Origin of the sequence: Paenibacillus campinasensis (assembly GCF_002272015.1) — a bacterium.
In the GTDB taxonomy this organism is placed as follows: domain Bacteria; phylum Bacillota; class Bacilli; order Paenibacillales; family Paenibacillaceae; genus Paenibacillus_AQ; species Paenibacillus_AQ campinasensis.
Genome location: NZ_NPBY01000030.1, coordinates 17,864 through 44,672 on the forward strand (window position 1 = coordinate 17,864; position 26,809 = coordinate 44,672).

At 52.5% G+C, this 26,809-nt stretch carries 27 protein-coding genes; all 27 read right to left on the reverse strand.

Going from position 1 to position 26,809, the window contains the following annotated elements; translation table 11 throughout:
* Positions 1–64: 64 nt before the first annotated feature.
* The 27 genes from CHH67_RS09415 to upp all read right to left on the reverse strand — a co-directional run bounded on the left by CHH67_RS09415 (position 65) and on the right by upp (position 26,618).
* The gene (locus CHH67_RS09415; protein WP_095264920.1) at positions 65–832 is read right to left on the reverse strand and encodes a WecB/TagA/CpsF family glycosyltransferase; all 768 of its coding nucleotides are present in this window, start codon (positions 830–832) and stop codon (positions 65–67) included.
* Complete coding sequence (csaB, locus tag CHH67_RS09420; protein ID WP_095264921.1) at positions 832–2,034, reverse strand: polysaccharide pyruvyl transferase CsaB; 1,203 nt, start codon at positions 2,032–2,034, stop codon at positions 832–834. Before csaB ends, CHH67_RS09415 begins: the two co-directional genes overlap by 1 nt.
* On the reverse strand, positions 2,010–4,034 hold the full coding sequence (locus CHH67_RS09425; protein ID WP_095264922.1) for a DUF5693 family protein: 2,025 nt from the start codon (positions 4,032–4,034) through the stop codon (positions 2,010–2,012). Before CHH67_RS09425 ends, csaB begins: the two co-directional genes overlap by 25 nt.
* Before the next feature lie 105 nt (positions 4,035–4,139).
* Positions 4,140–5,858 (reverse strand): phospho-sugar mutase, encoded by a 1,719-nt coding sequence (locus tag CHH67_RS09430; protein ID WP_095264923.1) that lies wholly within the window; start codon positions 5,856–5,858, stop codon positions 4,140–4,142.
* Between the two features lie 42 nt (positions 5,859–5,900).
* Positions 5,901–6,332, reverse strand: a complete 432-nt coding sequence (gene fabZ, locus CHH67_RS09435) for a 3-hydroxyacyl-ACP dehydratase FabZ (RefSeq protein WP_095264924.1) — start codon at positions 6,330–6,332, stop codon at positions 5,901–5,903.
* Between the two features lie 493 nt (positions 6,333–6,825).
* Positions 6,826–7,026: a DNA-directed RNA polymerase subunit beta gene (locus CHH67_RS09440; RefSeq protein ID WP_095264925.1), complete on the reverse strand. Its 201-nt coding sequence runs from the start codon at positions 7,024–7,026 to the stop codon at positions 6,826–6,828.
* Between the two features lie 11 nt (positions 7,027–7,037).
* Positions 7,038–7,856 carry a flagellar hook-basal body protein gene (locus CHH67_RS09445; protein WP_095264926.1) on the reverse strand — a complete coding sequence of 273 codons (819 nt, stop codon included), beginning with the start codon at positions 7,854–7,856 and terminating at the stop codon, positions 7,038–7,040.
* 72 nt (positions 7,857–7,928) lie between these two features.
* Positions 7,929–8,807, reverse strand: coding sequence for a flagellar hook-basal body protein (locus tag CHH67_RS09450; protein ID WP_095264927.1), 879 nt, complete (start codon positions 8,805–8,807; stop codon positions 7,929–7,931).
* A gap of 76 nt (positions 8,808–8,883) precedes the next feature.
* Positions 8,884–9,882, reverse strand: a complete 999-nt coding sequence (gene mreB / locus CHH67_RS09455; protein WP_176475564.1) for a rod shape-determining protein — start codon at positions 9,880–9,882, stop codon at positions 8,884–8,886.
* 201 nt (positions 9,883–10,083) lie between these two features.
* Positions 10,084–10,368, reverse strand: a complete 285-nt coding sequence (spoIIID, locus tag CHH67_RS09460) for a sporulation transcriptional regulator SpoIIID (protein WP_009594246.1) — start codon at positions 10,366–10,368, stop codon at positions 10,084–10,086.
* Between the two features lie 271 nt (positions 10,369–10,639).
* Complete coding sequence (locus CHH67_RS09465) at positions 10,640–11,383, reverse strand: M23 family metallopeptidase (protein WP_095264929.1); 744 nt, start codon at positions 11,381–11,383, stop codon at positions 10,640–10,642.
* A gap of 59 nt (positions 11,384–11,442) precedes the next feature.
* The gene (gene spoIID, locus CHH67_RS09470) at positions 11,443–12,480 is read right to left on the reverse strand and encodes a stage II sporulation protein D (protein ID WP_244908138.1); all 1,038 of its coding nucleotides are present in this window, start codon (positions 12,478–12,480) and stop codon (positions 11,443–11,445) included.
* A gap of 1,356 nt (positions 12,481–13,836) precedes the next feature.
* A complete protein-coding gene (murA, locus tag CHH67_RS09475) occupies positions 13,837–15,180 on the reverse strand; it encodes a UDP-N-acetylglucosamine 1-carboxyvinyltransferase (protein ID WP_179292092.1) in 1,344 nt (447 codons plus the stop codon).
* Positions 15,181–15,698: 518 nt separating this feature from the next.
* Positions 15,699–15,959, reverse strand: a complete 261-nt coding sequence (locus tag CHH67_RS09480) for a DUF1146 family protein (protein WP_176475558.1) — start codon at positions 15,957–15,959, stop codon at positions 15,699–15,701.
* A 395-nt stretch (positions 15,960–16,354) separates the two neighbouring features.
* Positions 16,355–16,639, reverse strand: a complete 285-nt coding sequence (locus tag CHH67_RS09485) for a hypothetical protein (RefSeq protein WP_095264930.1) — start codon at positions 16,637–16,639, stop codon at positions 16,355–16,357.
* A 408-nt stretch (positions 16,640–17,047) separates the two neighbouring features.
* A complete protein-coding gene (locus tag CHH67_RS09490; RefSeq protein WP_095264931.1) occupies positions 17,048–17,461 on the reverse strand; it encodes a F0F1 ATP synthase subunit epsilon in 414 nt (137 codons plus the stop codon).
* A gap of 92 nt (positions 17,462–17,553) precedes the next feature.
* Positions 17,554–18,948, reverse strand: coding sequence for a F0F1 ATP synthase subunit beta (atpD, locus tag CHH67_RS09495; protein WP_095264932.1), 1,395 nt, complete (start codon positions 18,946–18,948; stop codon positions 17,554–17,556).
* A gap of 107 nt (positions 18,949–19,055) precedes the next feature.
* Entirely contained in the window at positions 19,056–19,916 is an 861-nt protein-coding gene (gene atpG / locus CHH67_RS09500; RefSeq protein ID WP_095264933.1) for an ATP synthase F1 subunit gamma, read from the reverse strand.
* A 275-nt stretch (positions 19,917–20,191) separates the two neighbouring features.
* Positions 20,192–21,706, reverse strand: coding sequence for a F0F1 ATP synthase subunit alpha (gene atpA / locus CHH67_RS09505; RefSeq protein WP_095264934.1), 1,515 nt, complete (start codon positions 21,704–21,706; stop codon positions 20,192–20,194).
* A 15-nt stretch (positions 21,707–21,721) separates the two neighbouring features.
* A complete protein-coding gene (locus CHH67_RS09510) occupies positions 21,722–22,270 on the reverse strand; it encodes a F0F1 ATP synthase subunit delta (protein WP_095264935.1) in 549 nt (182 codons plus the stop codon).
* The gene (gene atpF, locus CHH67_RS09515) at positions 22,267–22,755 is read right to left on the reverse strand and encodes a F0F1 ATP synthase subunit B (RefSeq protein ID WP_095264936.1); all 489 of its coding nucleotides are present in this window, start codon (positions 22,753–22,755) and stop codon (positions 22,267–22,269) included. Before atpF ends, CHH67_RS09510 begins: the two co-directional genes overlap by 4 nt.
* Before the next feature lie 98 nt (positions 22,756–22,853).
* Positions 22,854–23,066: a F0F1 ATP synthase subunit C gene (gene atpE / locus CHH67_RS09520; protein ID WP_006213098.1), complete on the reverse strand. Its 213-nt coding sequence runs from the start codon at positions 23,064–23,066 to the stop codon at positions 22,854–22,856.
* 97 nt (positions 23,067–23,163) lie between these two features.
* Positions 23,164–23,931 carry a F0F1 ATP synthase subunit A gene (atpB, locus tag CHH67_RS09525; RefSeq protein WP_095264937.1) on the reverse strand — a complete coding sequence of 256 codons (768 nt, stop codon included), beginning with the start codon at positions 23,929–23,931 and terminating at the stop codon, positions 23,164–23,166.
* 34 nt (positions 23,932–23,965) lie between these two features.
* Positions 23,966–24,346 (reverse strand): ATP synthase subunit I, encoded by a 381-nt coding sequence (locus CHH67_RS09530; RefSeq protein ID WP_095264938.1) that lies wholly within the window; start codon positions 24,344–24,346, stop codon positions 23,966–23,968.
* Positions 24,343–24,573: an AtpZ/AtpI family protein gene (locus CHH67_RS09535; protein WP_095264939.1), complete on the reverse strand. Its 231-nt coding sequence runs from the start codon at positions 24,571–24,573 to the stop codon at positions 24,343–24,345. Before CHH67_RS09535 ends, CHH67_RS09530 begins: the two co-directional genes overlap by 4 nt.
* A gap of 178 nt (positions 24,574–24,751) precedes the next feature.
* A complete protein-coding gene (gene wecB / locus CHH67_RS09540; protein ID WP_095264940.1) occupies positions 24,752–25,906 on the reverse strand; it encodes a non-hydrolyzing UDP-N-acetylglucosamine 2-epimerase in 1,155 nt (384 codons plus the stop codon).
* 82 nt (positions 25,907–25,988) lie between these two features.
* Positions 25,989–26,618 (reverse strand): uracil phosphoribosyltransferase, encoded by a 630-nt coding sequence (upp, locus tag CHH67_RS09545; protein ID WP_095264941.1) that lies wholly within the window; start codon positions 26,616–26,618, stop codon positions 25,989–25,991.
* Positions 26,619–26,809 lie beyond the last annotated feature (191 nt).

Genomic DNA, 26,809 nt, shown 5'->3' on the forward strand with positions numbered 1-26,809 from the left:
CTTCAAGGACGAAATCCAATGCCAATATCCGGCGATTAACCGGACTAAACGTGCAAAATCATACTTAATAGCCTGGTTTTGTCACATTCTCTTTCTCACGGAGCACTTTCAGGGCGAATTTCGGCAGCGCAAGCATTCGCTTATACCGGCTTGGCTCCCTGAGCAGACGATAAAACCATTCCAATCTCAGCTTCTGGAACACCTTCGGCGCCCGCTTCAGCTTGCCGGAAATGATATCGAAGGAACCGCCAACACCCATCATGACCGGAACACCAAGCGCTTCCTTATGCTGAGCGATCCACGGCTCCTGATTGTCCGCACCACGGGCGACAAACAAAATATCCGGCTGGGCAGCCCGAATATCTTCAATGACAGCTGCATCCTCGTCCGCTCCAAAAAATCCGTCCCGATAGCCGCAAATCACTGCAGCCGGATACTGCATTTGTAACCGCTTGGCAGCTTCCTGAATCACTTCAGTCGTCGTACCCAGCAGATAAAATCTCCATCTATAGGTTTCCCCTGCCTTGAACAATTCATGTAAAAGATCGAAGCCGGTTACACGCCCGTCGAGCGGATCGCCGCCGACCCCCGCAGCCCAGACAATGCCCGTCCCGTCCGGAACGATCAATTCCGCACTTTTCATCATCTGCTTGTACTCCGGATGATCAAGGGCCGTCATCACCATTATCGGATTTGCCGTAATCACCTGATGCGGCTGTCCCGACTGCACCGCCTCCGTCAAGTATTTCACCGTTTCCTTCATATCCAGTTTGGAAAAAGGGACTCCAAAAACCGATACGGTCGGAATTTGAGTGGTTTCATTCATGTTCATCATCCTCTGTGGCGTAAATATTCAACAATACGGCGTGCAGGCAAAGCCGCCTCCCGCTTCAGCACGGTAATCTGCTCCTCGTGTTCGGCCTTCCAGGATTCAGCATCATCCAGCAGCTTCAACAACCGATCCTTCAATACGGCCGGATCCAGCGAATCACTGCTGCCGGCCGGCTCACTGTCTAATCTGTTCAAAAAGTGATTGATCTTCGGGTCATACGAAATGCCGATCAACGGCACCTTTCGATTCGCTGCATAGATCAAGCTGTGCAGCCTCATGCCCAGCACCACGTCACAGCTGCCCACCTCGCGCAGCATATCTTGAGCCTGCTTCTCCTCAAGATAGAAGCTGATTCGGGATCCATCGCGCGTAATATCCCCCATCAGCTGCTCAATATACCGCGAAGCCTGCAAATCATCAGGCTGATGAAAAGGCAGAAACCGAAAATGCACTGCCCGGTCGGAGCTGATCTCCCGAAGAGCTTCGGCGATCGCTGCCAGCTCGCGTTTCTCCGGGTTCCAGTACCGGACTGATATCCCGACAACAGGCACAGGACTGCGATCTTGAACCTCGCTGTCTACAGGCGGCGCCTCGGATACACTGCGTTCGGCAGCTTCAACTGAAGTACCTGGTGCCCCTGTATCTACCCCTGCCCCGATTTCTTCTGGAAGCGGAAGCCCCATGACCGGGTCCGGTACTACCTGTAAGCTGGCTTGATCAATCCCGAACGACTGAAGCAGTTCGGCTGACTGCACATCCCGAACCGAGATATAGGAACATTTGCGAAACACGGACCGGATCATCGGATGGAACAAGCCCCGGTTCACCGGACCGACGCCCTGGGCATAGATGAAGGTCGGCTTGTTTGCCCATTGGGCCAGCTTCAAGATGCCAAGATAGTAGGGAATCGTTTTCGGACTGGTGGCATCCTGCAGCAGACTGCCGCCGCCGCTAATCAACCCGTCGCTTTCCTTGATCGCCCGGCGCACTTCACCCAGCTTCATCCGATGCACGGACTTCACACCATAGGTCCGCTCCGTCCATTCCGGATCGATGGACAGGACCACCGGCTGCACCTGTATGCCCGCAACCTGTCCCTCTTGCTCCAGCGCGGTGAGGATCGACTTGAGCACGGCTTCATCCCCGCTGTTCTTGAATCCGTAATATCCGGATATGACTATCGTTTTAATTGTGGAGACCATTGTTTCCATATCCTTTCTGCGACCTGCCATATCCCTACGGCAATCAATCCGATCAGAAGACCCAGCACAAGCCCGAGAACGACCCGGATCGCCGAAATATCCAGCGGCGTATGAATATGCGTAAAGGTTCCGACCATCGACAGCTGTCCCATCACACCGATGATGAGCAAGTACACCCCGTAGCGATACTTAAACGACAGGAACAACCCAAGCACCATCAGAGGATGAGCCAGCAGGAACTCCTTATTGCGCGGGCGTACCCCGAACGTATTCTCGAGGAAGGAACGGAACGCCATCTCAATGGACGACACCGTGCCAGCATTACCGGTTCTGCTCAAGTAATACATGCCCACAATGCCCACGACACCTGCTCCAATGATCCATACCAGCGTAATCGGCGTTTGGAACAGTTTACGAATCGCTGCAAAGGTGGAGCCCGCCGAGCTTCCGCGATACAGCACAACATACAAGGCAATCAGTGCGATCGGCGCAGCAGCAAGCAAGCTGACACCACGGAACTGATCCAATACGAGCATGTACGTGACATTGTTCAAAAGTGCGACAACAAGCGGCACTGCAATCAACGTCAGAACGGTTGTTGTAAGCATCAGAACAATGGCATTCGACAATCTTTGGCCTGTCTTCATATTCTGCACTTGTTTGCGGCTATGATCGACCTTGCGTATCGCCAGAATAACAGCCAACGTCGGTGCGCTAATCGCCGTGAAGAGCGCTAAGGCCTGCTCCATCAAGGAGGCGTTCAACACATACAAGCCCGCGCTGCCCACCATACCGATCAAGAAGGCCGCTATCGTAAGAAACGGAATGTAGAAGGAAATCATCAGCGCGATCAGCGCAACAGCTCCGACAACAACGACCATTTTGAAATAACGTTGAAGCGAGGAATCCGTCACATCAAACGCTTCAGCCGGCCCCATTGTAAAGCCGTTAGCCTCCATCTTCTTGATCGCATCTCCAGGCTCGGTCAAGCTCTCGATCAGATTATCCAACGGATGGGTGATCGACGCCTTCGTCATATCCCGGCTTGGTTCTGCATTGAGATAGAACATCCGGATGTTGCGATCCTTCGATGCAAGAGCAAACCGGTCACTGATCACATCCACCTTCAGATTGGCATCACGCTCGCTGAGCGAGTAGATGCGCGTCACGTTATAATCCGTAAGATAGGCAAGCTTCGTGAAGCCTTTCTGCGGACTGCGAATATTCTCAATCGCCACAAGCCCAATGTCATAGCGATTAAGCAATTCAGCAAAGGCAGTGAGAGTATCGTTCTCGGCATCGTCATTAAAGCCTTTGGCGGCATCGCCATCAAACAGGATGCGCTTGACCCCGTTCTCCGCGAAATAAGCCATCAATTTCTCAACATATTCCTGATTGTATGGCAGGCTGTCCGATAGACGCGGCACAATGAGGAAACCCTGGTCCCTTAGCATCTCCAGCGTAATCGGATCCGGAGCCAACGGTTTAATGACCGCATTCGCCCGAGGCGTCTCGATAATAAGCCCATCATTGCCGTTATATTCCCAGTCCCGAACCGGAATATCCAGCATCATAAACGTATCTGTAATCAACGGGCGTATCCGGGAGGCGTTCTCTTCGCTTGTAAATGCGACATAAGTAAAGTTCTCATTCGGGGAAATCACACGCCCTGTCAGATCAGCTGCCTGCTGCGCATCAAACACCATAATTCGCCGCGATCGGACAAGCTCATCCAGCGTGCTCTCATACATAGCCATGCTTATAACGCCGGCATCCTTGAGCCTGCCCAGCTGTTCATTGATAAAATCCTGCGGGTGCGTCTGATAGATTGAAATGTCCACCAGATCACGGTAATCAAACACCAACTCTACATTTTGAGATGTTGATTCTGTCTGCAGTCGGTCATATCCAACCGGCAGGGCAGCTGCCACGCCAAGAACAACCAGAATCCACAGCCACTTCCGGGCTGCCGTGTTCCAGCGTTTCCATTTCTGAACCACTAAAGTACCTCCTCATCGAACCACAGGGACCCCTCGCCTCATCGCTTCCGCAATTTCAGCAAGGAAGTCCCATCGTTCTCATTCACTGATGATCATTTCATTCCATTAACCGTCGACCCGGGCCATAACCTCGTCCCGCAGCGACTCGATCTTACGCTCGGCATCCTCCAGCGATGCTCCGCGGACGGCAAAATACACTTTGATCTTCGGCTCCGTGCCGGAAGGTCTAAGGCAGAACCATGATCCGTCCTCCAGCATATATTTCAGCACATTTTCTTTCGGCAGCCCGTCCAGCCCTTGTGAATAATCAAGCACCTTCTCGACCGCAAGCCCAGCCACCTGCTGTGGCGGCTGACTGCGCCAGTCCGCCATTTTGGCCTGAATCTGTGCGAGACCATCCTTACCCTTCAGCGTGCGCGACTCCAGACTTTCAAGGAAAAATCCGAACTGCTCGTACAGCTCCTGCAGCACATCATACAAGGTCTTGCCCTGAGCCTTGTAGTAAGCTGCCGCTTCACAGATCAGCATGGATGCAAGCACTGCATCCTTATCACGGGCGTAGTTGCCAGCCAGGTAGCCGTAGCTCTCCTCATACCCGAACAAGTACGTATAATCGCCGGTCTGCTCGAACTGTGTCATTTTCTCCCCGATATATTTAAATCCGGTCAGCGTATTGAAGATGGTTGCCCCGTAATGCTCGGCAATCGCCGCCCCCATCTCGCTGGTCACAATCGTTTTGATGACGGCGCCGTTATGAGGCAGCTTACCCGTTTCCTTCAACTGACTCAGCAGATAGTGAATCATAATCGCTCCGGATTGATTGCCGGTCAGAACGACGTACTCCCCTTTGCCATTCTTCACGACCGCTCCCATCCGGTCAGCGTCAGGGTCCGTTCCGATCAGAATATCGGCCTGGATCTCCTCGCCAACCTTCATGGCCAGCGTGAAGGCTTCGCGCTCCTCCGGGTTCGGGGACTTCACGGTCGGAAATCCGCCATCCGGCTGCTCCTGCTCCTTCACCACATGCACATGCTTGAATCCGATCGTCTCCAGCACCTGCCGGACCGGCATATTGCCTGTCCCGTGCAGCGGGGTGAACACGATTGTGAAATCGTCTGCCAGCTTGGAGGCAATCAGCTCCCGATTGACGCTAACGCTGGCCACCGTATCGATAAACGCCCGATCCTCCGCTTCGCCGAGCCATACCAACAGGCCCTGCGCCTCGGCTTCCTCCCTCGACAATCGCTGAATGGCTGCAAAGGAGTCCACCTGCTGGATCAGAGCGATTACCCTCTCCGCCTCATGGGGCACCAGCTGCCCGCCTTCGCTGTTGTACACCTTGTATCCATTGTACTCCGGCGGATTATGGCTTGCCGTAATGACAATGCCTCCGGTCGCCCCCAGATGACGAACGCTGAAGGACAGCTGCGGCGTGGAACGAAGGGAAGGGTACAGCTTCGCTACAATGCCGTTGCCCGCCAATACGAGCGCCGCTTCCAGCGCAAATTCCGGCGAGAAGTGGCGGGAGTCATGCGCGATCACGACAGAAGGCTTGCCCTCCGCATCCCCGTGAATTGCTTTAATGTATTCGGCCAAGCCTTGCGTGGCTCGTCCTACCGTATACTTGTTGATTCGATTACTTCCTGCACCAATGACGCCACGCAGTCCGCCTGTACCAAATTCCAGATCGCGATAAAAGCGGTCCTCTAGCTCTGCCTGATCATTCTCCAATGCGCGAAGCTCGTTCTTGGTCTCCTCATCTACGTAGGGGTCGTTCAGCCAGCGCTGAACCGTTTCCATTGATTTTGGACTTATCATTGTCATGAACAAAGTCTCCTCCTTCGACCAACAAGAGTGATGATGGAATTACTCCTTATCCGCCAGCGCGAACATAATCTCGCCTTCGGCAACCACGCGGCCGTCTACGGTAGCCGTCGCTTTTCCTTTTCCGATCATACCTTTAAGACGAACTATTTCAACTTCCAGGCGAAGCGTGTCTCCAGGAACAACTTGTCCACGGAAACGGAAGCCGTCCACCCCCGCAAGGAAGCCCAGCTTGCCCCGGTTGCTCTCTACGTTCAGAATCGCTACAGCACCGACCTGAGCCAGCGCCTCAACGATCAGCACACCCGGCATAACGGCATACTCAGGAAAATGTCCGACAAAAAAAGGCTCGTTAATCGTTACGTTTTTAATCCCGACGGCGCGTTTGCCATCCTCGATCTCCACAATTTTGTCCACCAGCAAAAATGGAGGGCGATGCGGAATAATCTCTTGAATTTGTTTAATGTTCAACACGGTATTTCCTCCTTCAGGAAGATGCAAAACATCACACCTGGACTTTTGCAAAATCCACCTTATGTACTTACCCGCCAGCGAGGGCGTTTGAAAAAAATATCGTTTCCTGCCTGATCCGAATAGGTTGTCAAAAGCAGCTCACAGGAACGTCTCGGGCTATCAAAAATCTCGAATTTCGACAGAATAAAAGAGCCTTGCATAAATTCACAGGTTTACGGAAAAAATGAGTAATATCCTTCATGACTGCAGACGTGAAGGTTAAGATAAGGGGCTTTCTCCTTCGACATTATTGTTCATGGGGAAGGCCCTTTTACCGCGCACTCATCCTCACCCGAAAGAATGCTAAGTCCCATCCCATTATACCGTTTAACCGAAAAAAAAGAAAACTCCCTTAAAGGGGAGTTTCTGTAAATTGCCATAAGGTTACCATATGCGGCGTGTCCACTGGAATCCATCCGGGGATCCGGACAGGCTCCACATCTCTTCACCTCCGTTACGGCGCGAAGATCAGATCATACACATGCCGCCACGTGCTCCATTCAAAAACCTCGCTGAGCTCCTGCTTGCCTAAAACAACATAGCCGAAGGTCATCCCTCCGAACAAGGCCAGCACCATCAGCACCGGCACCATAATCCGAAGCGTGATTTTCCACCCGGATGTTCTCGGGCGGTTATTCTCCTTCGATTCACTCATGGGAAGCCCACCTACCCTCGCATTGTGTTGGCAAGGTTCATCATCGTATCGCTGGACGATAGCGCGCGTGCGGTCAGTTGATATGCCCGCTGCACTTCCATCATGCGGGTCATCTCATCCGCCATATTGACGTTGGACTGTTCAAGAAACCCGGAAGACACCGTGGAACGGCGCATGCCATCCGCAGGCGGTGCCAGATCGAACACATCCCCTTCCGCCAGGCCATTGCCGATCATATACAGATTGTCCTCCATCGGCACCAGACCATCCTGCCGCTGCAGCTCGACCAAGCGAAGCTGGCCAGCCTCCGTCCGGCCGGCAGCCGTTTCAACAAGGATCCGTCCCTCTTCATCCACCGCTACCTTGCCGTTATCCGGAATGGAGATTGTAGCATTGTTGGTGTTCAGCACCGGATTGCCCTTGGCATCCACAAGCAGCAGATTGCCATCGGCGGTTGGATCAGGCACCAGGTTAAAGCTGCCATCACGGGTATAACGCAGTTCGCCTCCGCTTCGCACGACAAACATCGCGTTGCCCTGGATCGCCAGATCGAGCGGATAGCCCGTCTCCAGAAGCTGGCCTTGCTCCATGCTCTGGGTGATTGAAGACAGCTTCATGCCATACCCGAGCGTGAAGCCCGGCGGCGTCGCCCGGCCCGGTCTGCTGAAATCCTGATGATGCCGCTGAACCTGGGTCAGAACATCCTCGAAGGACGCTTCCTTCTTCTTATAGCCGACTGTATTCTGATTGGCCAAATTGTCCGCGATCACATCCAGACGCTGCTGGAGGGTGTTCAGGGAGACCATGGCACTGATCATGGAGTTGTTCATCACTAACCTCCTGTTAGCTTACTTCAATGAAAGCTGCAATTATGCAGCTCCGCTATATTTCAAACGAGATGATCAGACTCTGCCGATTTCGTTGACCGCTTTCTCAAGTGACTTATCATAAAATTGAACCACCTTCTGGTTCGTTTCATAAGCACGCAAAGCGGCCATCAAATCTACCATCGCTTGTGCCGGATCCACATTCGAAGCCTCAATATACCCTTGGCGGATCACCGCATTGTCCTCGGCGGCGAGCCAGCGAACTTCGCTGCCATTCTGGTCTCTCAAGCGGAATACGCCTTCACCCTCCCGGATTAGCTGATGCGGCTGCTGCACAACGCTGATTCCGATCGTTGCATCCACATTTCCGTCCGCGTCCACGATTTGTCCTTGTTCATTCACTTTAAGGTTCGAGACCGGGCCTGTCAACACAATCGGGTTGTTATTGTTATCCAGCACCTGATAACCGCCGGAGGTGATCAGATTTCCTTCCGGACTGACGCGGAAGCTGCCATCTCTTGTGTATAAAACATCACCGTTTGCGTTCTGTACCGTGAAAAATCCTTCCGGACGGTAGACCACATCGCCATTCTCATTCACGTATTTGCCCGAAGCGTCAAAAGGATAATTCTCGCCGGTTGCCGGATTCAACAATTCGAGGCTGGTGACCAGCGCGAGATCCGTGGTCTTCCCGGTCTCCCGAAGCGCTCCTTGAAGATGCATCGAGATGCTCTCTTCGGCAAAAACGCCGGTGCTCATTCTTCCCACCTGACGGTTCGGATTCTGAGCGTTCCCCCCGATCATGGAGATCAGCATCTCCGGAAAGGTGCGCTGAACGCTGTTCACCTGCTTATATCCGTTCGTATTGATGTTGGCGATATTTTGGGTTACCGTATCGTGCCTGCGCTCCTGGGCGATCATCCCGGAAGCTGCATTATACAATCCTCTTATCATGGAGGCACTCCCTTCCAAATTCAAGGTCCATATCAACGATGCATATTGATGAATGATTACTTTATATATCGGAAGGTTAGAAGTTTTTCTTAACGACCTTGTCCAAATTATCAAGCATAATTCCCGTACCCTTTACCACACAGTGCATCGGATCCTCTGCAATGAGGACCGGTACCCGCAGCTCATCGGTCAAGAGCTCGTCCAGGCCGTGAAGCATCGCGCCTCCGCCTGTCAGAATGACACCGCGGTCAATAATATCCGCCGACAGCTCCGGCGGCGTGCGTTCCAGCACCGACTTGGCTGCTTGTACAATGGAGGACACCGGGTCCCACAGCGCTTCCTGCACCTCTGACGAGGAAACCGTCACCGTCAGCGGCAGGCCCGAAACCATGTCCCGGCCCCGGATATCCATCTCCGCCTGGCGCCCGCCCGGGCGAACCGTGCCGATCACAATTTTCAGATCCTCTGCTGTCCGTTCCCCGATCAACAATTTATATTTATGCTTGATGTACTTCGTGATCGCTTCGTCGAACTTGTCCCCTGCGATTTTAATCGAAGAGGCGGTGACGACATCGCCCATGGACAGGACGGCTACGTCTGTCGTGCCGCCCCCGATATCCACGACCATGTTACCGCTTGGCTGATAAATGTCCATGCCTGCTCCGATTGCTGCCGCCTTCGGCTCCTCTTCGAGGAAAACATCCCGGGCACCGCTGCGCTCAGCTGCCTCCCGAATCGACTTCTGCTCCACCGAGGTAATGTTCGTCGGTGCGCAGATCAGAATGCGGGGCCGGCTGTACCAGCTGCGTCCGCCTACGCGATCAATAAAGTACTTCAGCATGGCTTCTGTAATTTCGAAATCGGCGATGACCCCGTCCCTCAGCGGGCGGATCGCCGTAATGTTGCCAGGAGTTCGCCCGACCATACGCCGCGCCTCTTCTCCTACGGCAAGGACTCGTTTGGTGTCGGCCTCAATAGTGACTACGGAAGGTTCGTCAAGCACTACCCCCTTCCCTTTTACGTGAATAAGCACGTTTGCTGTCCCGAGATCGATTCCAATATCCTTGCTCAACATCATGAAAAGCCCCCAAAGTAATTATTTTATGGTAAAGAGTCTGTGTACACTGCGCCGGTTTCCGATTCTCGACAAAATCCTGCATTTCATGATGATCTTCGGCAAATCAGGTCCCATAATTCGATCCTATACCAGCTTTTAACATATCATACTTTAGGGGAGGGATTCAACGACAATCTAGCGACCTGAGCCCTAAAAAACTCAGGATTTTGCCGTAGCTACCGGCTCACGGTTGCTGCCGGTTTTTTTGTACTTGATCTTGGTCGCTTCTCCGCCTCGCAAATGACGGATGGACTTGTGGTACTCGAGAATGTGCTTTACCTGATCCGCCAGGTCCGGGTTAATCTCCGGCAGACGTTCGGTTAGATCCTTATGCACCGTGCTCTTCGACACGCCAAACTCTTTGGCAATTGTTCGAACCGTATGCCTCGTTTCCACGATACAGCGTCCGATCTTAATGGTCCGCTCTTTGATGTAATCGTGCACGCTCCCGCCTCCCTACTGTGTGGATAGTTTGGTACATTATATGAGGGGCATGACGGGATATTCGCGGTTTCACGGGCTGACAAGCTTGCCCGGGCCCATTTATTTTCCGGACATGCCGGGTCAGGGCTTGGACCACAACGCGAAAAACCAAGGCGGGGGAAGGGTTTTCAGCTTCGTCTGCAAATGAGCAAAGAAAAAAGGCAGGAACCAAATGTTCCTGCCTGAATCATGTGCGCGGTGGGCGCATTTCGTTATGGATGCAAGGACAAGCTTAGCGCTGCGGAAGCAGCTTCGAAGGGTTCACCAGGTTCCCGTTCTCATACACTTCAAAGTGTACGTGGTTGCCCAGGTCCTTCTCATACTCGCTGCGGCCAGCCATGGCGATCGCGTCGCCCTGCTTCACCTCAGCGCCTTGTTCAACCTTTACATCCGTCAAGCTTTGGTATACGGTCTTGAGCTCGCCCGGGTGGGTAATCTCAACCACGTAACCGTTGATTGGATGGTTCTCCACATGCGTTACTTTTCCGCTGAGCGCAGCTCTGACTTCGAAGGACTGATCGTCTTCCGTTCCCAGGTCAATGCCGAGGTTCGGACTGAACGTATCGTTGTATTGAACCATCGCTGCTTGATGCGTCTCCGGATCGCTTTCGTCAAAGAAAGGCTTCACGACGTTAACCGCTGCATCATCGGCTACCGGCCAGATCATATCCTCGGCATTGGCAACCACTTCAACAGCTTCGTTATTCTGACCTTCGGCTGCTGGATCAAGCTCTGAACCTGTGGCCGTGCTGGAAACCTCCGACGCGTTCTCTAGCGGCTTCAACTCTTTCTGGCTGGCGTCCTGGTAGACCCACACGAGGGTTAGTATAATTGCCGCTGCCGCTAAGTATGCTGCCGGGAACACCCACCGTTTGGACAACACTTTCTTCCATGAAGCCGGCGCTTGCGCCTGATCTCCCTGATTGGTTTTAGGAGCTTCTTCATGGGGTTTGGTATTTTTGTTCTGTTCATTCATTGGCTATCACCTCAGTAACCATTGTTACCGGGGCCAACTCTTTTATACGTATTTGTCTATTATTTTTTTGAAGACAGAAGATTTGAAGTTTTATCAAAAGAAATGCCCGTATAGTAGTGGGCCAATATCTCTTCGGCGGTACGCCCTTCCCGTGCCATTCCTTCGGCCCCATACTGGCTCATGCCTACGCCATGGCCATATCCGTAAGTGGTAATGACGACGTTCCCGTCCTCCACCTTCCAGCTGAACTGGCTGGAGCGCAGCCCGAGTCTCTCTCTTACTTCCCTGCCCGTGAATGTCTTCCCTCCGATTCTCACGTTCTCAATCCGTTTGCCTTGCGTATAAGATAGGATCTTGATGAAAGAAGAGGCTCCCTCTCCTCCTGCAGCGACGGGAACGGCTCCCTCGGACAGCCCGAGTTTCGATAGAAACTCCGACCGGGGGATCGTCACCGTATCCTCATATTTAGGAGAGATCTCTCGGTCCCAGGGACTCGCTACGCTCCGCAGGTAAGGAATCTCGTTCTTCCAATAATCCTCTGAATTTTCAGTATAGCCGTTACTGGTCGAGAAAAAAGAAGCCGTGATCGGCTTTCCCTCATACGTCATGACCACGCCTTCGGTTTCTTTAACGGCCCGGGCGAGCTTGGCAAGCTCGGCTTCCTTGCCGGCGCCGGCCCATTCCTTGGTCAGGCGCTCGCTGGAGATGTAGGCCTGGTGACTGACCGTATCGGTCACCAGCGCCCGCTCGTCCGGCACGCCGCTGCGGTCGCCGGACGCGAGCCGCTGCACGATGTAAGTCCGTGCAGCGATGGCCTGCGCCTTGAGTGCCTCCAGCTGGAACTCGGCCGGCATCTCGGCGGCGAGCACGCCGACTAGGTAGGTTTCCAGCGGGAGCTCCTCCACGGTGTCCGTCGCGCTTAGGTAGACGGACACCACCGGTTCGTCCGCGCCGCTAGGCTCCGCGGACGGCAGCGGGGCCGGGCCCGGCGGGAGCGGCGCCTGCTTGTGGTTGCCGGGGTCAACCACAAGCAGCGGCAGCGCGAGCGCCAGGGCCAGCAGCACGGCCACCGCCCACAGGGCCGGGTGCACCCGCACCCGCCGCCCCGGGCGGGCGGCCGTGCCGCGCCGCGCAGCGAAGCCGCGGCGCCCGGCGCGCGAGGGCCGCGCACGGAACGTGCGGCCCCCGCGCGGGACGCGGCCAGCCGCCGCCGGCTGCGCCAGGCGCGGCGGCTCGGCCGCGAGGGGCGGGCCCGGCTGTGCCGCTGGCCCGCCGCCTGGGGCGGCATCCGCAGGAGCCGCCCCGGCCCGGCTCCCGGGCGGCGGCACGGCCGCCCGGGAGGCAGCGCCGGACATGCCGGAGGCGTCCGGCGTCCCCGCGGCGTCACGCGGCTGCGCCCGCGTGACTGCCGGCCCTCGCTCGCCTGCATGCTGATCGGCAGCCGGGTGCCCCGGCTGTGCAGCCTGCTCGCTCGGGAACCGCCACGTGAGCACATTTGCTCCCTGATCCTTCGACGTCTCCACGCGGCGGGCCTCAAGCTTCCTATCATCCGGTCCCACTCGCTGCGCTTCCTCCTGATGCAAGGCTACATGAATCCGATACTTCGAATCTTTCATCTGTCTTCCCTCCTGTGCAATTGCTGCATCCTGCCGTGACGGCTCGTTCTACTTATAATTATGGGGCCCGGCCATTTGATAGAACCTGTTTAAGAGAAAAGTAGATGACCTTAAGTAGATGACTTGAAATAGATACCTATATCCTCAGTTTGGGAACGCTCCTCGATATATATTCCATAAACAATGTGCGAGGGATGGGTTGTAGAAGGGATGCGGCGATGGAGTAACCCGGGTAAGGCGCCCCGGAGCGAAATGCGGCTGGTCGAACGGGTGCGGCAGAAGGGAGCCATTCGAGCAATTAGGGGATAAAGACAACAGCACTTCATCGTTGACCAATCGTCATTTAAGAAAGAAGGCTCGGCATACGCCGGCATCAATGCCGCATATGCATCGAGAAGGCCAAAGGAACCTTCCTGGATGTAACAACTACAATAAAATCCCCATTCACTCTGCTCAGGCAGCATGATCGGGGCCTACGCGCTTCACCACGATGACTTTGTACGATTTATCGTATAAGGTCTATACGGAATCCCAGGATGACAAGCAACTTATACGATCCATCATACAAATATGCTCGTCACCCCATCCAACCCTCCGATTTTGTGCGCCAAATCTACAAACCCAGCCATTTCATCGAGTATAAGTGAGTTTTGTGCGACATATCATACAAATCACCCCAGGTTATTGGGAGACAACGGCCCCCCATGGTACTTCACCCTCAGCTTATAATGTCTGTCCTTCATCTGTACTGCACAAATCATATATGTACAAAAAAAGCCCTGCCGCAAACGGCAGAGCTTCTCTCACTTCAGTAATAAATAAAATAACGAACCGGATTTATACCCAGGTTGGCTGTACTTTCAAGACCGGTGTGTCCTTCGCTTCGACAGGAGTCGACGGCGACACTGGCTTCGGTGCTTCATCCGCCGAAATCCGCCAAATATCGGCACCAAGCCCCGACAGCTTCTCAGCCAGGTCCACGTAACCCCGGTCAATATGATGCACACCGCTAACTTCCGTCGTACCTTCAGCTACGAGACCAGCCAGAATAAGCGCCGCACCGGCGCGCAAGTCTGTCGCGCACACCTTCGCGCCCTGCAGCTTGCTTCCGCCCGTCACGATCGCAGATCGGCCTTCTACCTTGATCTCCGCATTCATCAGCTGGAATTCATCCACATGCATGAACCGGTTCTCAAACACCGTTTCCGTCACGACACTTGTACCTTCGGATACAAGCAGCAGCGCCATCATCTGAGACTGCATATCCGTAGGGAATCCTGGATAAGGGAGTGTCTTCACATCCACGGACTTGAGCGGCTTGTCGGCAATGACGCGAATTCCGTTCTCATCCGGCAGGACAGTGACTCCCATCTCCTCCATTTTGGAAATGACAGGTCCCAGGTGATCGGCAATAGCGCCTTCGACATAGACGTCTCCGCCCGTAATGGCCGCAGCGGCCATGAAGGTGCCTGCTTCAATCCGGTCAGGAATGACGTTATGCTGAACACCGTGCAGCTGCTCAACCCCTTCGATTCGGATGACCCCGGTACCGGCGCCGCGAACTTTGGCTCCCATCGCATTGAGGTAATTGGCCAAATCGACAATTTCCGGCTCTTTCGCCGCATTTTCGATCGTGGTTACCCCTTCAGCCAATGTGGCTGCCATCATAATATTTTCAGTGGCTCCTACGCTGGCAACATCCAAGTAGATCTTCGCCCCGCGCAGTCTGCCATTACTCTTCGCCTCTATATATCCCTGGCCCAGACTGATGTCAGCACCGAGTGCCTCAAACCCCTTCAAATGCTGATCAATCGGTCTTGTACCAATTGCGCATCCGCCCGGAAGGGAAATTCGTGTTTGGCCACAACGCGCCAGCAAAGGCCCCATAACCAGAAAAGATGCCCGCATCTTGCGCACCCATTCGTAAGGCGCCTCACAGGATGTTATGTGCTCTGCATTAACACGTATCACTTCGCCCTCGTATGTAATGCCCGCACCGAGTGACTCTAACACTTTGCTGATTGTAATTACATCGTCAAGAGGAGGTGCGTCCATAATAACACTTTCCCCTACTTCCCCTAAGAGAGAGGCAGCGATGATCGGAAGAACAGAATTTTTTGCTCCGCTGACTTTGACGCTTCCGGTCAGTCTTTTGCCACCGCGGACGATAAATTTGCTCATCATGGTTCCCTCCGCGTCCATATTTTTCCTTTTATTCAATAAGTTGAGTAGTTCATTGCTAAATCACTAAGCTTCATCATATCACCGATGAATTAAGCTGTACAAGCGTTTTTTGAACTATTTACGATTCATGGAACCATGCGCCCGTGAAACGCCTGTTATTCGCAGTTTAGGTTGTGAGCGGATGCCATTCATTTCCACGGCTGCCCCCTAAAGCCCAACTGTTCCGGGTGAACGCCATAGTCCCGAAGTCACACGGTTTCGTTCCCCAGACCTTATCCTTGTTTTCAGTGTTAACATAATAAAATACGTTTATTCGACATCTTCTCTTAGCAGCCTAACAGAGATATAACCATTTGCTTGCCAATTCAAACATGACGATAATCGTCCTTATTCACACGAAACAGCAGCGTCATGATGCTCGCTCCGGATCACCTTTTAGCCTCACGGTTCCATGCCATTTATGATCAGGCTCACGGCCCACATAAGTATGTCGAGTATTTAATGCGGTAAACCCGCTAAAATATATATCGGATCATTTGGCTCCAAGTAATATAGTCAATCAGGAATTGGGCGACAAAACGCCCAAGTACCACGGCCAGCAGCACATGAAGCAGCTTGCCTTGCGGACCTTTGGGATTTCGAACGACCAAATCCAGCTTTACTTGCTGCAGAGCCCACCATGCCAGCGCTATACAGACCAATGATACAATAATGGATATCAGTCCATTCACACCCACAGTGTTCATAACCGAATTTCCAAGGATATCCTCGCGCATACTCCTCCCTCCATCTCGTACAGTTTCAGCCCTTAAGGGCCCGACTCTTCTATAATACTTGGCAAGTCGCCAAGAATCCAGACCTTTCTACACTCCATTTCCTCGGAAATAATTAAATTCCCTTAATAATTCAAGAAACTTGTCATAAAATACAATATGTATCATCTGGGCTTTTGGTTCAAACGTTTTTTTATACTACGCTCGCTAGCCCCCTTATGTCGTTGACGGGCGCTTCCCTACAGCAAAGCACTGCGCGCTCGATGGGGTCTGTCAGCTCCCTTTGCAGCTCTCGCCTTTTTCAGCTCTGCTTTTATTATGTTTATCCGGTATTCATTCTCTGCTGCTAACAAAAAGCCGACCCTACAGGGCCGGCTTTCCGTTATGCTTCTTCTCCATTACAATTGTGCAGACACCACCTGAATGGTGCCAAAAGCAGGCACAGCGCCGGTCAACAGCGCAGCCACCAGAAGCCGAGGCACAACCAGGGTGAGACTGTTGTTGCCTGGAATGACATAGGTTTGAACAGGCGCGTTGACACTGGTGATCACGAGCGCAACATCAAATTCAGACAAGTTGTTCACCGTTACAGCCGCATCCGCGCCTCCATTCAGATTTTCATAGTATGACTTGCCAACATTAGGGGCCAGCGAGAACACTTGCAGTGGAAGAAGTACAGCCATCTGTGATTCCTCCCTTCCTCTTAGATAGAATATTCTATGCTATGACTCTAGTAAGTGGAATGGTAGATATCATAGGAGATTCGCACATTTAAGAGAATAAGAGATTGATATCTTTGATTCCCCACTTAGGTTCCCTTCTTAGACCTCAAACTTCTATTATATATAGCAAAACCATATGTACTTGACGACTCATCTTGCAGGAGTAATCCGTGGGTTGAGGGCTGATTGCAGTGCTGCGATGAGGTCGATGAGGTCCGGATACAGAGGAACGGTTCGATCATTAAGGCATTGTTTCCGCAGGAAATGCTTCCTGATGGAAATCTAGCACGGAACTTAAACATAGAGTATCCTCCTCCCCACAAAAAAAGACAGCAGTCCGCTTTCGCAGAAACTGCTGCCTTGGTGATGTTAGTGCTTGGTGTTGCCGGAAATTTTGATCCGGTTCATCGCTCTTTGCAGAGCCAGCTCTGCACGGCGATGGTCGATTTCGTCCTGTCTGCCTTTGGCATTCAGACGGGTCTGTGCTCTCTCCTTCGCGGCTTCCGCGCGCTCCAGATCGATTTCGTCAGCCTTCTCGGCGCTTTCGGCAAGAATAACAACCTTCTCCTTGCGCACCTCGATAAATCCGCCCTGAACGGCAAACGGCTGTCTGTTATTCCCGATCTTGACATAAACGGGTGCTATCTGAAGCGGTGTAACAAACGGGATGTGGCCAGGCAAAATACCCAGTTCCCCTTCCACACCGCGAACCGTAACCCCATTAACCTGTTCCGAGTACACAACACGGTCCGGCGTTACGATTTCCAACAAAAAGGTGCTCACTTCCATCCCTCCTAACCGTTATCCGCGAAAAACTCGCGTACAGGCCTAATCAAGCCGCACGGGTACGGTCAACCGAACACAATAGTGTCAGATTACAATGTTTTTGCTTTTTCAACTGCCTCTTCGATCGTACCTACGAACAGGAAGGCTGCTTCAGGAAGATGGTCATACTTTCCTTCCAGGATTTCCTTGAAGCTGCGTACCGTTTCTTTAACCGGCACGTATTTACCAGGAATACCGTTAAACGCTTCGGCAACGTGGAATGGCTGGGACAGGAAGCGTTGTACACGACGTGCGCGAGCAACGATCGCTTTGTCTTCCTCACTCAGCTCGTCCATACCGAGGATCGCAATGATATCCTGAAGCTCATTATAACGGGCGAGAATCTGTTTCACGCCTTGAGCAACGTTGTAATGCTCTTCGCCTACCACTTCCGGTGTCAGGATACGGGATGAAGATGCCAGCGGGTCAACGGCAGGGTAAATCCCCATCTCGGAAATTTTACGCTCCAGGTTTGTTGTCGCATCCAAGTGAGCGAACGTTGTTGCAGGAGCCGGATCCGTATAGTCATCCGCAGGTACGTAAATCGCCTGAATGGATGTAACCGATCCTTTTTTAGTGGAAGTAATCCGCTCTTGCAGACGACCCATCTCACTAGCCAGCGTTGGCTGGTAACCTACCGCGGAAGGCATACGTCCGAGAAGTGCGGACACTTCGGAGCCTGCTTGTGTGAAACGGAAGATGTTGTCGATAAACAGAAGCACGTCCTTGCCTTCTTGATCGCGGAAATATTCCGCCATCGTCAAGCCGGTCAATGCTACGCGAAGACGCGCGCCCGGAGGCTCGTTCATCTGTCCGAACACCATCGCGGTTTTACTGATAACGCCGGAATCGCTCATCTCATGGTACAAGTCGTTTCCTTCACGAGTACGCTCGCCTACGCCCGCAAATACGGAAATACCGCCATGCTCCTGTGCGATATTGTTAATCAGTTCCTGAATTGTTACGGTTTTACCTACACCGGCACCACCGAACAGACCGATTTTACCACCCTTTTGGTACGGAGCCAGCAGGTCGATAACCTTGATACCTGTTTCAAGCATTTCTGCTTGCGTAGAAAGCTCATCATAAGCAGGAGCTTCACGGTGGATCGGTTCGTTGATCTCAGCTACAACATCCCCTGCATTATCGATAGGCTCGCCAAGCACGTTAAATACACGGCCCAGCGTTGGAGCGCCAACCGGCACCGTAATCGGAGCGCCAAGGTCAACAGCTTCCATGCCGCGAACGAGACCGTCCGTCGAAGACATCGCGATACAACGAACCAGATTGTCTCCCAGGTGGTTGGCTACTTCAAGAGTCAGGTTTATGGGGCGATCGCCTTCCGAGCTTACTTTGATGGCGTTAAAAATCTCGGGAAGATGACCGCGTTCAAATTCAATGTCAACAACAGCGCCTGTAATGCTGACAACGCGTCCTTTTTTCATGTTAACGTATTCCCTCCTACACGCTCACCTCTCTAGGCGGCGAACGATCTTCTTAGCGCGGCCATAACCTCAGCCGCATATCCGTTATAAACAAATTTTCAGTGCAATTATTGCTGAGCATTCGCCCCAGCGACGATCTCGGAGATTTCCTGCGTAATCGCTGCCTGACGCGCACGGTTGTAAGTCAGCGTCAGCTCGGAGATCAGCTTGCTGGCGTTCTTCGTAGCCGCTCCCATAGCCGTCATCTTCGCTCCCAATTCGCTTGCTTTTGCATTCAGCATTGCGCTGAAAATGAGGGTTTCCGCATATTTTGGAAGAAGCACCTCAAGCACTCTTTCCGGGGAAGGCTCATATTCATAGCTTGCCGCGGAGTCACCGCCGCCAATGTTCTCCATTGGAAGCAGCTGGTCCACTTGAGGGTCCTGCGTCAAGGCATTGACAAAGCGGTTATAGCATACAAACAGCTCGTCAATCTCTCCACGCTCGTACTGCCCCACGGCCGCATTAGCAATGGACTTGATATCCCCGAACGTCGGGCTGTCCGACAGGTCGGTAAGCTCCTCTACAACCGGCATTTCACGACGGCGGAAATAATCGCGCCCTTTGCGCCCGATCACAAAGATCGCATACTCGTCTTTGGATTGATGACGCTCGGAAATGAAATTGTACACTTTACGCAAAATGTTGGAGTTCGACGCACCGGCAAGACCGCGGTCAGACGTAATAACCAGGTAACCGGTCTTTTTGACTTCGCGCTTCTCCAGCATAGGGTGGCTAATGCCTTGCGTACCGGCTGCAATGCTGGAAACCACTTCCTTCAGCTTATCTGAATACGGCAGAGCGGCCGTTGCCTTCTCCTGCGCTCTTCTCAGCTTCGCGGCGGCGACCATCTCCATTGCCTTGGTGATCTGTTTGGTGTTCTGGATGCTCTTGATTTGCCGTTTAATATCACGTAAGCCTCTTGCCATGTTTTCACCACCTTAAAACTTTGGCTGAGCCAAAGTTACTTCGTAAGCATTTGCTTAGCTTTGGCAAAGCCAAAGCTAACTTCGTAAGCATTAGCTTAACTTTGGCTGAGCCAAAGTTACTTCGTAAGCATAAGCCTAACTTTGGCAAAGCCAAAGCTACTTCGCAAATCTATCAATTCTGTCGCTGGCAATGCAGCCACCGTTATATTCCATATGATGAAAGAGGATACCGGACTTCAAGGCCCGGCTCCCCTCCTAAAGTGTGCCCGAGGAGCTTACACCGAAGCGGCAAAGCCCTTCTTGAATTGTTCGATCGCAGCTTTCAGCGCCTCTTCATTTTCAGAAGTCAGGTCCTTCGTATCTGTGATCGATTGCAGGATTTCCGGTTTGTTGCCTTCCACAAACTCCAGGAATTCCTTCTCGAAGCGGCGAACGTCGGCAACTTCGATGTCATCGAGGTAACCTCTGACTGCGGTGTACAGGCTGACAACCTGCTGTTCAACCGACAGCGGCTGGTTTACGCCCTGCTTCAGGATCTCCATCAGCTTCGAACCGCGGTTCAGACGAGCCAGCGTCGATTTATCCAGGTCGGACCCGAACTGGGAGAACGCTTGAAGCTCACGATATTGCGCCAGGTCGAGCTTCAGACCGCCGGCAACCTTCTTCATCGCCTTGATCTGTGCGGAACCGCCGACACGGGATACGGAAATACCTACGTTAACCGCCGGACGCTGACCTGCATAGAACAGATCGGACTCCAGGAAGATCTGACCGTCGGTAATCGAAATTACGTTTGTCGGGATATATGCGGATACGTCGGAAGCCTGTGTTTCAATGAACGGCAGCGCCGTCAACGAACCACCGCCAAGCTCATCGCTAAGCTTCGCAGCACGCTCCAGCAAACGGGAATGCAGATAGAATACGTCACCCGGATAAGCCTCACGGCCCGGAGGACGACGGAGAAGCAAGGACAGCTCACGATAAGCTGCTGCTTGTTTCGACAAGTCATCGTAGATGATGAGCGCATGCTCACCTTTAAACATGAAATATTCACCCATCGCGCAGCCCGCATATGGTGCGATGTATTGCAGTGGAGCTGGCTCGGAAGCCGATGCTGTAACGACGATGGTATACTCAAGGGCGCCGTGACGACGAAGTGTTTCCACTACTTGAGCTACCGTGGATTGTTTTTGACCAATCGCAACGTAGATACATTTCACGCCACTGCCCTTTTGGTTCAGAATTGTATCGATGGCGATGGAGGTTTTACCGGTTTGACGGTCCCCGATGATAAGCTCACGCTGTCCGCGGCCAATCGGAACCATCGCATCAATCGCTTTAATCCCGGTCTGCATTGGCTCATGTACCGATTTACGATCGATAACGCCAGGAGCCGCGCTTTCTACCGGACGGAACGCTGCCGCCTCAATCGGGCCTTTGCCATCAAGCGGTTGTCCGAGCGGATTGACGACGCGGCCGAGCAGAGCTTCCCCTACTGGAACCTCCATAATCCGTCCGGTACGTTTAACCTGATCGCCCTCTTTAATGTCAGAGTAAGGACCGAGGATAACGACACCGACATTGCTTTCCTCAAGGTTCAGTGCAAGACCGAACACGCCGCTCTGGAATTCCAGGAGTTCCCCGGACATCGCATTCTCCAGGCCGTAAACGCGAGCAATACCGTCACTAACTTGAATCACCGTTCCCACTTCAGAAACCGCGATATCGGATTTATATTCCTCAATTTGACTTTTAATTAAAGTGCTAATTTCTTCAGGTCTGATGCTCAACATTTTCACCCCTATCTACTTTGCTCGTCTATTAAAAGACTTTTCAAGACGTTCCAGCTTCCCTGCGAGACTGCCGTCGTACAGCTTGTCGCCGATAACCACTTTCAGTCCGCCGAGCAAGCCTTTGTCAACAACGTTGTTCACGCGGATTTTCTTGTTCGCGACCGTTCCGAATTCGGCAGCCACCTGTTCCTTCTCCGAATCATTGAGCGGGTAGGTCGAATATACGACAGCATCCGCGAATCCAAGAGCTTCACCCTGAATCTTCACATAGCTGTTCAATAATTCGGCGAACAATTCCGTGCGCCCTTTGTCCAGAAGCAGTTCCAGTGTGCTCAGCACCGGTTGGGATACTTTGCCCTCCAGTGCCTGCTTAAGAACGTTTACCTTCACGGACTGGGGAATATTCGGAGTAGCGATGAATTTCTGGATGTCGCCATCTCCCTCGATGGCAGAGACGATCGCCCGCAATTCCTCTTCTACTTTCAGCCCCTTCTGCTGCTGAGCCGCCACTTCGAACAGCGCTCGCGCATACCGCTTGGCTGCTACTGTATTTTGGCTCATGATCTGCCTCCTACCTCTTTAAGGTATTGGTCGACCAACTGTTCCTGGGCCTCATCGGTTTTCACTTCGCGTTCGATCAGCTTGGATGCGATCTTCACAGATACGCTGCCAAGCTCGCCGCGGAGTTCTTCAACCGCTTTGTTCTTCTCATTCTCAATATCGCGAACGGCTTCGGCTTTCAAGCGAACCGTTTCTTCCTTAGCTTGCTCGATAAGCTGCTCAGCCTGCTTGTTGCTGGTCTGTCTCGAACGCTCGATAATTTCGTGAGCCTCCTGCCGAGCCTGATCCAGCGCCTTCTTCTGCTCTTCGACATACAATGCCGCCTGCTTACGCGTCTCCGCGGCCTCATTCATCTGATTCATCACCAGTTCACGGCGCTGCTCCATAATGGCGAACAATTTGCTGAACGCATATTTGTGAAGCAGAAAGTATAGGATGGCAAATGCTACGATCGAGATTAAAATATTCTCCCAAAGTACCTCCATGGATTAAGCTCACTCCTTTCCGTTAATGCGCGTACTGTTCTTAACAAAACGAAGGCGCGGATGGCATCGGCCCTCCCCGCCAAACCGTTGTATATTTATTAAGAAAACATGATCAAGAAAGCAATAACGGTAGCAGCGAGTGGTACTACCTCGACGATACCAACACCGATAAACATCGTTGTTTGAAGCGGACCACGAGCCTCTGGCTGACGAGCGATGGATTCTACTGTTCTGCTCACGATCATACCGTTACCCAAACCTGCGCCAAGTGCGCCCAAACCTACTGCAATAGCTGCTGCTAAAAATTCCATTGATAAATATCCTCCTTATACATTTACAAAATTATAGTTACTATAATATATCTCTTTCGAAGTACCGATAAAAGATCAGGTAATCCGTTGGAGTTTATTAATGTGCTGCTTCTTCGTGAATCGTAGTCTGTGCGATGTAAACCATCGTCAGAATTGTGAAAATGAAGGCCTGAAGGGCACCGACAAAGATACTGAACCCTTGCCATACAGCCAGGAACGGAATCCCGAGGATCCCCATTTTCAAAATCACCGTAATGAGCACCTCACCGGCAAAGATGTTTGCAAACAAACGGATGGCCAGCGCGACCGGCTTCGCCAGGTTCTCGATGATGTTCAGCGGCAGGAAAATCGGAAACGGCTCCAGATAGTGCTTCAGGTAATGCTTGCGGTTCAGCTTCAATCCGAGATAGTTCATCAGAATAAAGACGATGATCGCAAGCCCTGCTGTAATCGAGATGTCCGCTGTCGGCGATTTCCACCAGAGAACGTGGGCCATATAGCCGTCATGAAGATTCCTTGTTGCTTCAATCGTCTTGCCAAACACTTCGAAGTTCGCAGGCAAGTCCGTGATGATGGCAAATGGCAACCCTAGCAGGTTAGCTACGAAGATAAACAGGATCAAGGTTAGACCAAGCGATATGTACCCCTTCCCCTTCTTCAAATCCATAGCACTCGCTACGATGCCTTGCACAAATTCCACGACCCACTCCATAAAGTTCTGCAATTTGGAAGGGTTTTCGACAGATAGATTACGAACGGCCAGCCGCACTAACACAAACACGATGGTACATGTTACAAACAGCATTATGACGGCCGACAGATCGAGATGGAATCCGCCAAATTTTATGATCGGTGATTCATGCATGAAATTGTATTCACCCCTTTCCAATTAGCGCTGATCATTTCTTGTTCCTCAAGCTAACAATAATGCTGACTGGAATGGTCAACAACTGGGGGATAAACAGCCCTGCAATAGTTGCACCCAGAGACACCTGGTCCAGTCTGGCAGCAAGCATTACAACCAAGAAAGCAATACAAAGTCTTGTGACAAATCCAAAGCCCAGCCTTCTGTGATCCTGGTTCACAGCCATGTCAGCAATCTGTCTGATCTTGACGGACAGGTAGCGGACATTGAACAGGCCGCCAACGACCCCGAGAGTCAGACCGGCAAATACCGACTGTAGATTCGGGTACAGCGCCCATCCCAACAGGAAGGCGGATAAGCACAGCAGCACAGTCCTGGTTACGGCATTCACAATGGATGTCGTCAAATCATTCACTTTGTGCCCCCAAGAAACTTTTTAATGAGAAGAGCGATATTCAAAATCCCCAAAAACAGTCCCGTCACGGTTCCAACAGCGAGCCAAGCTCTGGGCCCGTCCAACTGCAGCATCAGCCATCTGCCGACAAAAAAACCGACAACAATGTAAGCGGCCAGCATGCCACCGGCCCCGCTAATATAGAGCGCTATCAACCAAGGGCTATCTTGACTTCTCGGATTTTTCATATGAACCTCTAATCCCAACTCATTTTACTTAACATAACAAGCGTTTGTCAATGAATCGATTTGCCGGATTTATGGTGAAAAACAGGCGTTTTATGCAGCCGGAACTACATAAAACGCCGCAATAACCGTACAGTTCAACTGTATGCTGTCAACTTTGCGGTCAGAATGCAGCCAATAATTACTTTGTGAACATTCTGTGAAATTCTTCCGGACGATCCTTTCGAACCCCGAAATGGTGCAAAATCGCATTGACAATTCGTTCGGAAGCGCGTCCATCGCCGTAAGGGTTCGCTGCCTTGCTCATCGCGTTGTACAGCTCCTGATCGCTCAGCAATGCCTTCGTACGTCCATAGACATCCTCCTCATTCGTACCCACCAGCTCCAGCGTGCCGGCATCGATGCCTTCCGGACGCTCAGTCGTGTCACGCAGCACCAGAACCGGCACGCCGAATGAAGGCGCCTCCTCCTGCATTCCGCCGGAATCCGTGACAATCAGATGGGTGTGCGCATAGATGTTATGGAAATCCACAACGTCCAGCGGCTCGATTAGCTTGATGCGCGGGTGGCCGCCCAAAATCTCATGTGCGGGCTCCTTCACCGCAGGGCTCGGATGGACCGGATACACAATAGCGATATCCTCAAACTCGTCGGCAATCCGCTTGATCGCCCGGAAAATGTTGCGGTGCGGCTCCCCTTGGGATTCCCGGCGATGAGCGGTCATCAGCACAAGCCGTTTCCCTGCGGCCCATTCCAGAACAGGGTGGGTATAGTCCTGCCGTACGGTATATTGAAACACATCCGTCACCGTATTGCCTGTGATGTAAATGCTTGACTCTTTCTTGTTCTCTTTACGAAGATTGCCAGCAGACCATTCGGTTGGCGCGAAATGAATATCGGCCAGCACGCCCGTGAGCTGGCGGTTCATCTCTTCCGGATAAGGAGACAGCTTGTTCCACGTTCTGAGGCCGGCCTCCACATGCCCGACTTGAATTTGCTGCAGGAACGCGGCATAGCTTGCCAGGAACGTCGTGAGCGTGTCACCGTGGACAAGTACAATATCCGGCTTCGCTTCCTTCAGAACCGGCTCCAGGCCCTCCAGAACGCGAACGGTGATCTCATTCAGCGTCTGACGGTCCTTCATCACGTCCAAATCGTAGTCCGGCACAATCTTGAATACGTCCAGTACCTGATCAAGCATCTGCCGATGCTGGGCGGTCACACACACGATGGATTCAATATGCTCCGGGTGACGCTGCAGCTCGAGAATGAGCGGCGCCATTTTGATCGCTTCCGGACGAACGCCGAAGATCGTCATTACTTTTATCTTTGACATGCTTCGATTTCCCCCTCTGTATACATGCTAGGCCTGGTTCTACTCTAAGCGTATATTCCAGGCCATTGGTCATTATCATTATCTACTTCGTGCCGTACAGGCGGTCTCCGGCATCGCCGAGACCCGGTACGATATAACCGTGATCGTTCAGTCCCTCGTCCAGCGCAGCAACATAGATATCCACATCCGGATGCGCATCATGCACCGCCTTAACGCCTTCCGGCGCGGCTACAAGATTCATCATCTTGATCTGGGTGCAGCCCCGCTTCTTCAGCACGTCGATCGCCGCAATCGCAGAGCCGCCGGTCGCCAGCATCGGATCGATCACAATCAGCTCGCGCTCGGTCACATCGGTTGGCAGTTTGGTGTAATATTCAACCGGCTTAAGGGTTTCGGGATCGCGGAACAGCCCGACATGTCCGACTTTGGCCGCTGGAAGAAGCTTCACAACGCCGTCAAGCATGCCAAGACCCGCGCGGAGAATCGGGATCAAGCCCAGCATTCTTCCTGAAATGACCTTGCCTTCCGTTTCGGCTACCGGCGTCTGTACCGATATCGTCTCAAGAGGAACCTCCCTCGTAATCTCGTAAGCCATCAGAGTGGCGACTTCATCAACCAGTTCACGAAAATCCTTCGTGTTGGTGCGCATATCGCGTATAAAAGTCAGTTTGTGTTGAATCAATGGGTGATCACATATCACCAATTTTCCCATTTCAGGTCCCTCCGGTTTAATCCAAATGTTATTACAGGATTTGCTTAATCCTCATCAAATATGGGCAAAAAACAGCGTAAGCTCCATAAATCTTGTCTATTATATCATTCCCATTCGCGATTTTACACCTGCACAAGTCATGTTTCTTCATCGTTCGCCAAAGGCTGCGGAGGGCGGCAGCCAGGCCGGGC

Excerpts from the sequence above, each read along its gene's own strand:
- CHH67_RS09450 (WP_095264927.1), bottom strand. The coding sequence starts at position 8,807 with ATGATAAGAGGATTGTATAATGCAGCTTCCGGGATGATCGCCCAGGAG.
- wecB (WP_095264940.1), bottom strand. The coding sequence starts at position 25,906 with ATGTCAAAGATAAAAGTAATGACGATCTTCGGCGTTCGTCCGGAAGCG.
- CHH67_RS09430 (WP_095264923.1), bottom strand. The coding sequence starts at position 5,858 with ATGACAATGATAAGTCCAAAATCAATGGAAACGGTTCAGCGCTGGCTG.
- atpE (WP_006213098.1), bottom strand. The coding sequence starts at position 23,066 with ATGGAATTTTTAGCAGCAGCTATTGCAGTAGGTTTGGGCGCACTTGGC.
- CHH67_RS09510 (WP_095264935.1), bottom strand. The coding sequence starts at position 22,270 with ATGAGCCAAAATACAGTAGCAGCCAAGCGGTATGCGCGAGCGCTGTTC.
- CHH67_RS09415 (WP_095264920.1), bottom strand. The coding sequence starts at position 832 with ATGAACATGAATGAAACCACTCAAATTCCGACCGTATCGGTTTTTGGA.
- atpF (WP_095264936.1), bottom strand. The coding sequence starts at position 22,755 with ATGGAGGTACTTTGGGAGAATATTTTAATCTCGATCGTAGCATTTGCC.
- atpD (WP_095264932.1), bottom strand. The coding sequence starts at position 18,948 with ATGAAAAAAGGACGCGTTGTCAGCATTACAGGCGCTGTTGTTGACATT.
- csaB (WP_095264921.1), bottom strand. The coding sequence starts at position 2,034 with ATGGTCTCCACAATTAAAACGATAGTCATATCCGGATATTACGGATTC.
- CHH67_RS09480 (WP_176475558.1), bottom strand. The coding sequence starts at position 15,959 with ATGCGCGAGGATATCCTTGGAAATTCGGTTATGAACACTGTGGGTGTG.
- CHH67_RS09445 (WP_095264926.1), bottom strand. The coding sequence starts at position 7,856 with ATGAACAACTCCATGATCAGTGCCATGGTCTCCCTGAACACCCTCCAG.
- murA (WP_179292092.1), bottom strand. The coding sequence starts at position 15,180 with ATGAGCAAATTTATCGTCCGCGGTGGCAAAAGACTGACCGGAAGCGTC.
- CHH67_RS09440 (WP_095264925.1), bottom strand. The coding sequence starts at position 7,026 with ATGAGTGAATCGAAGGAGAATAACCGCCCGAGAACATCCGGGTGGAAA.
- upp (WP_095264941.1), bottom strand. The coding sequence starts at position 26,618 with ATGGGAAAATTGGTGATATGTGATCACCCATTGATTCAACACAAACTG.
- CHH67_RS09465 (WP_095264929.1), bottom strand. The coding sequence starts at position 11,383 with ATGAATGAACAGAACAAAAATACCAAACCCCATGAAGAAGCTCCTAAA.
- CHH67_RS09485 (WP_095264930.1), bottom strand. The coding sequence starts at position 16,639 with ATGGCTGTACTTCTTCCACTGCAAGTGTTCTCGCTGGCCCCTAATGTT.
- mreB (WP_176475564.1), bottom strand. The coding sequence starts at position 9,882 with ATGTTGAGCAAGGATATTGGAATCGATCTCGGGACAGCAAACGTGCTT.
- atpG (WP_095264933.1), bottom strand. The coding sequence starts at position 19,916 with ATGGCAAGAGGCTTACGTGATATTAAACGGCAAATCAAGAGCATCCAG.
- atpB (WP_095264937.1), bottom strand. The coding sequence starts at position 23,931 with ATGCATGAATCACCGATCATAAAATTTGGCGGATTCCATCTCGATCTG.
- CHH67_RS09535 (WP_095264939.1), bottom strand. The coding sequence starts at position 24,573 with ATGAAAAATCCGAGAAGTCAAGATAGCCCTTGGTTGATAGCGCTCTAT.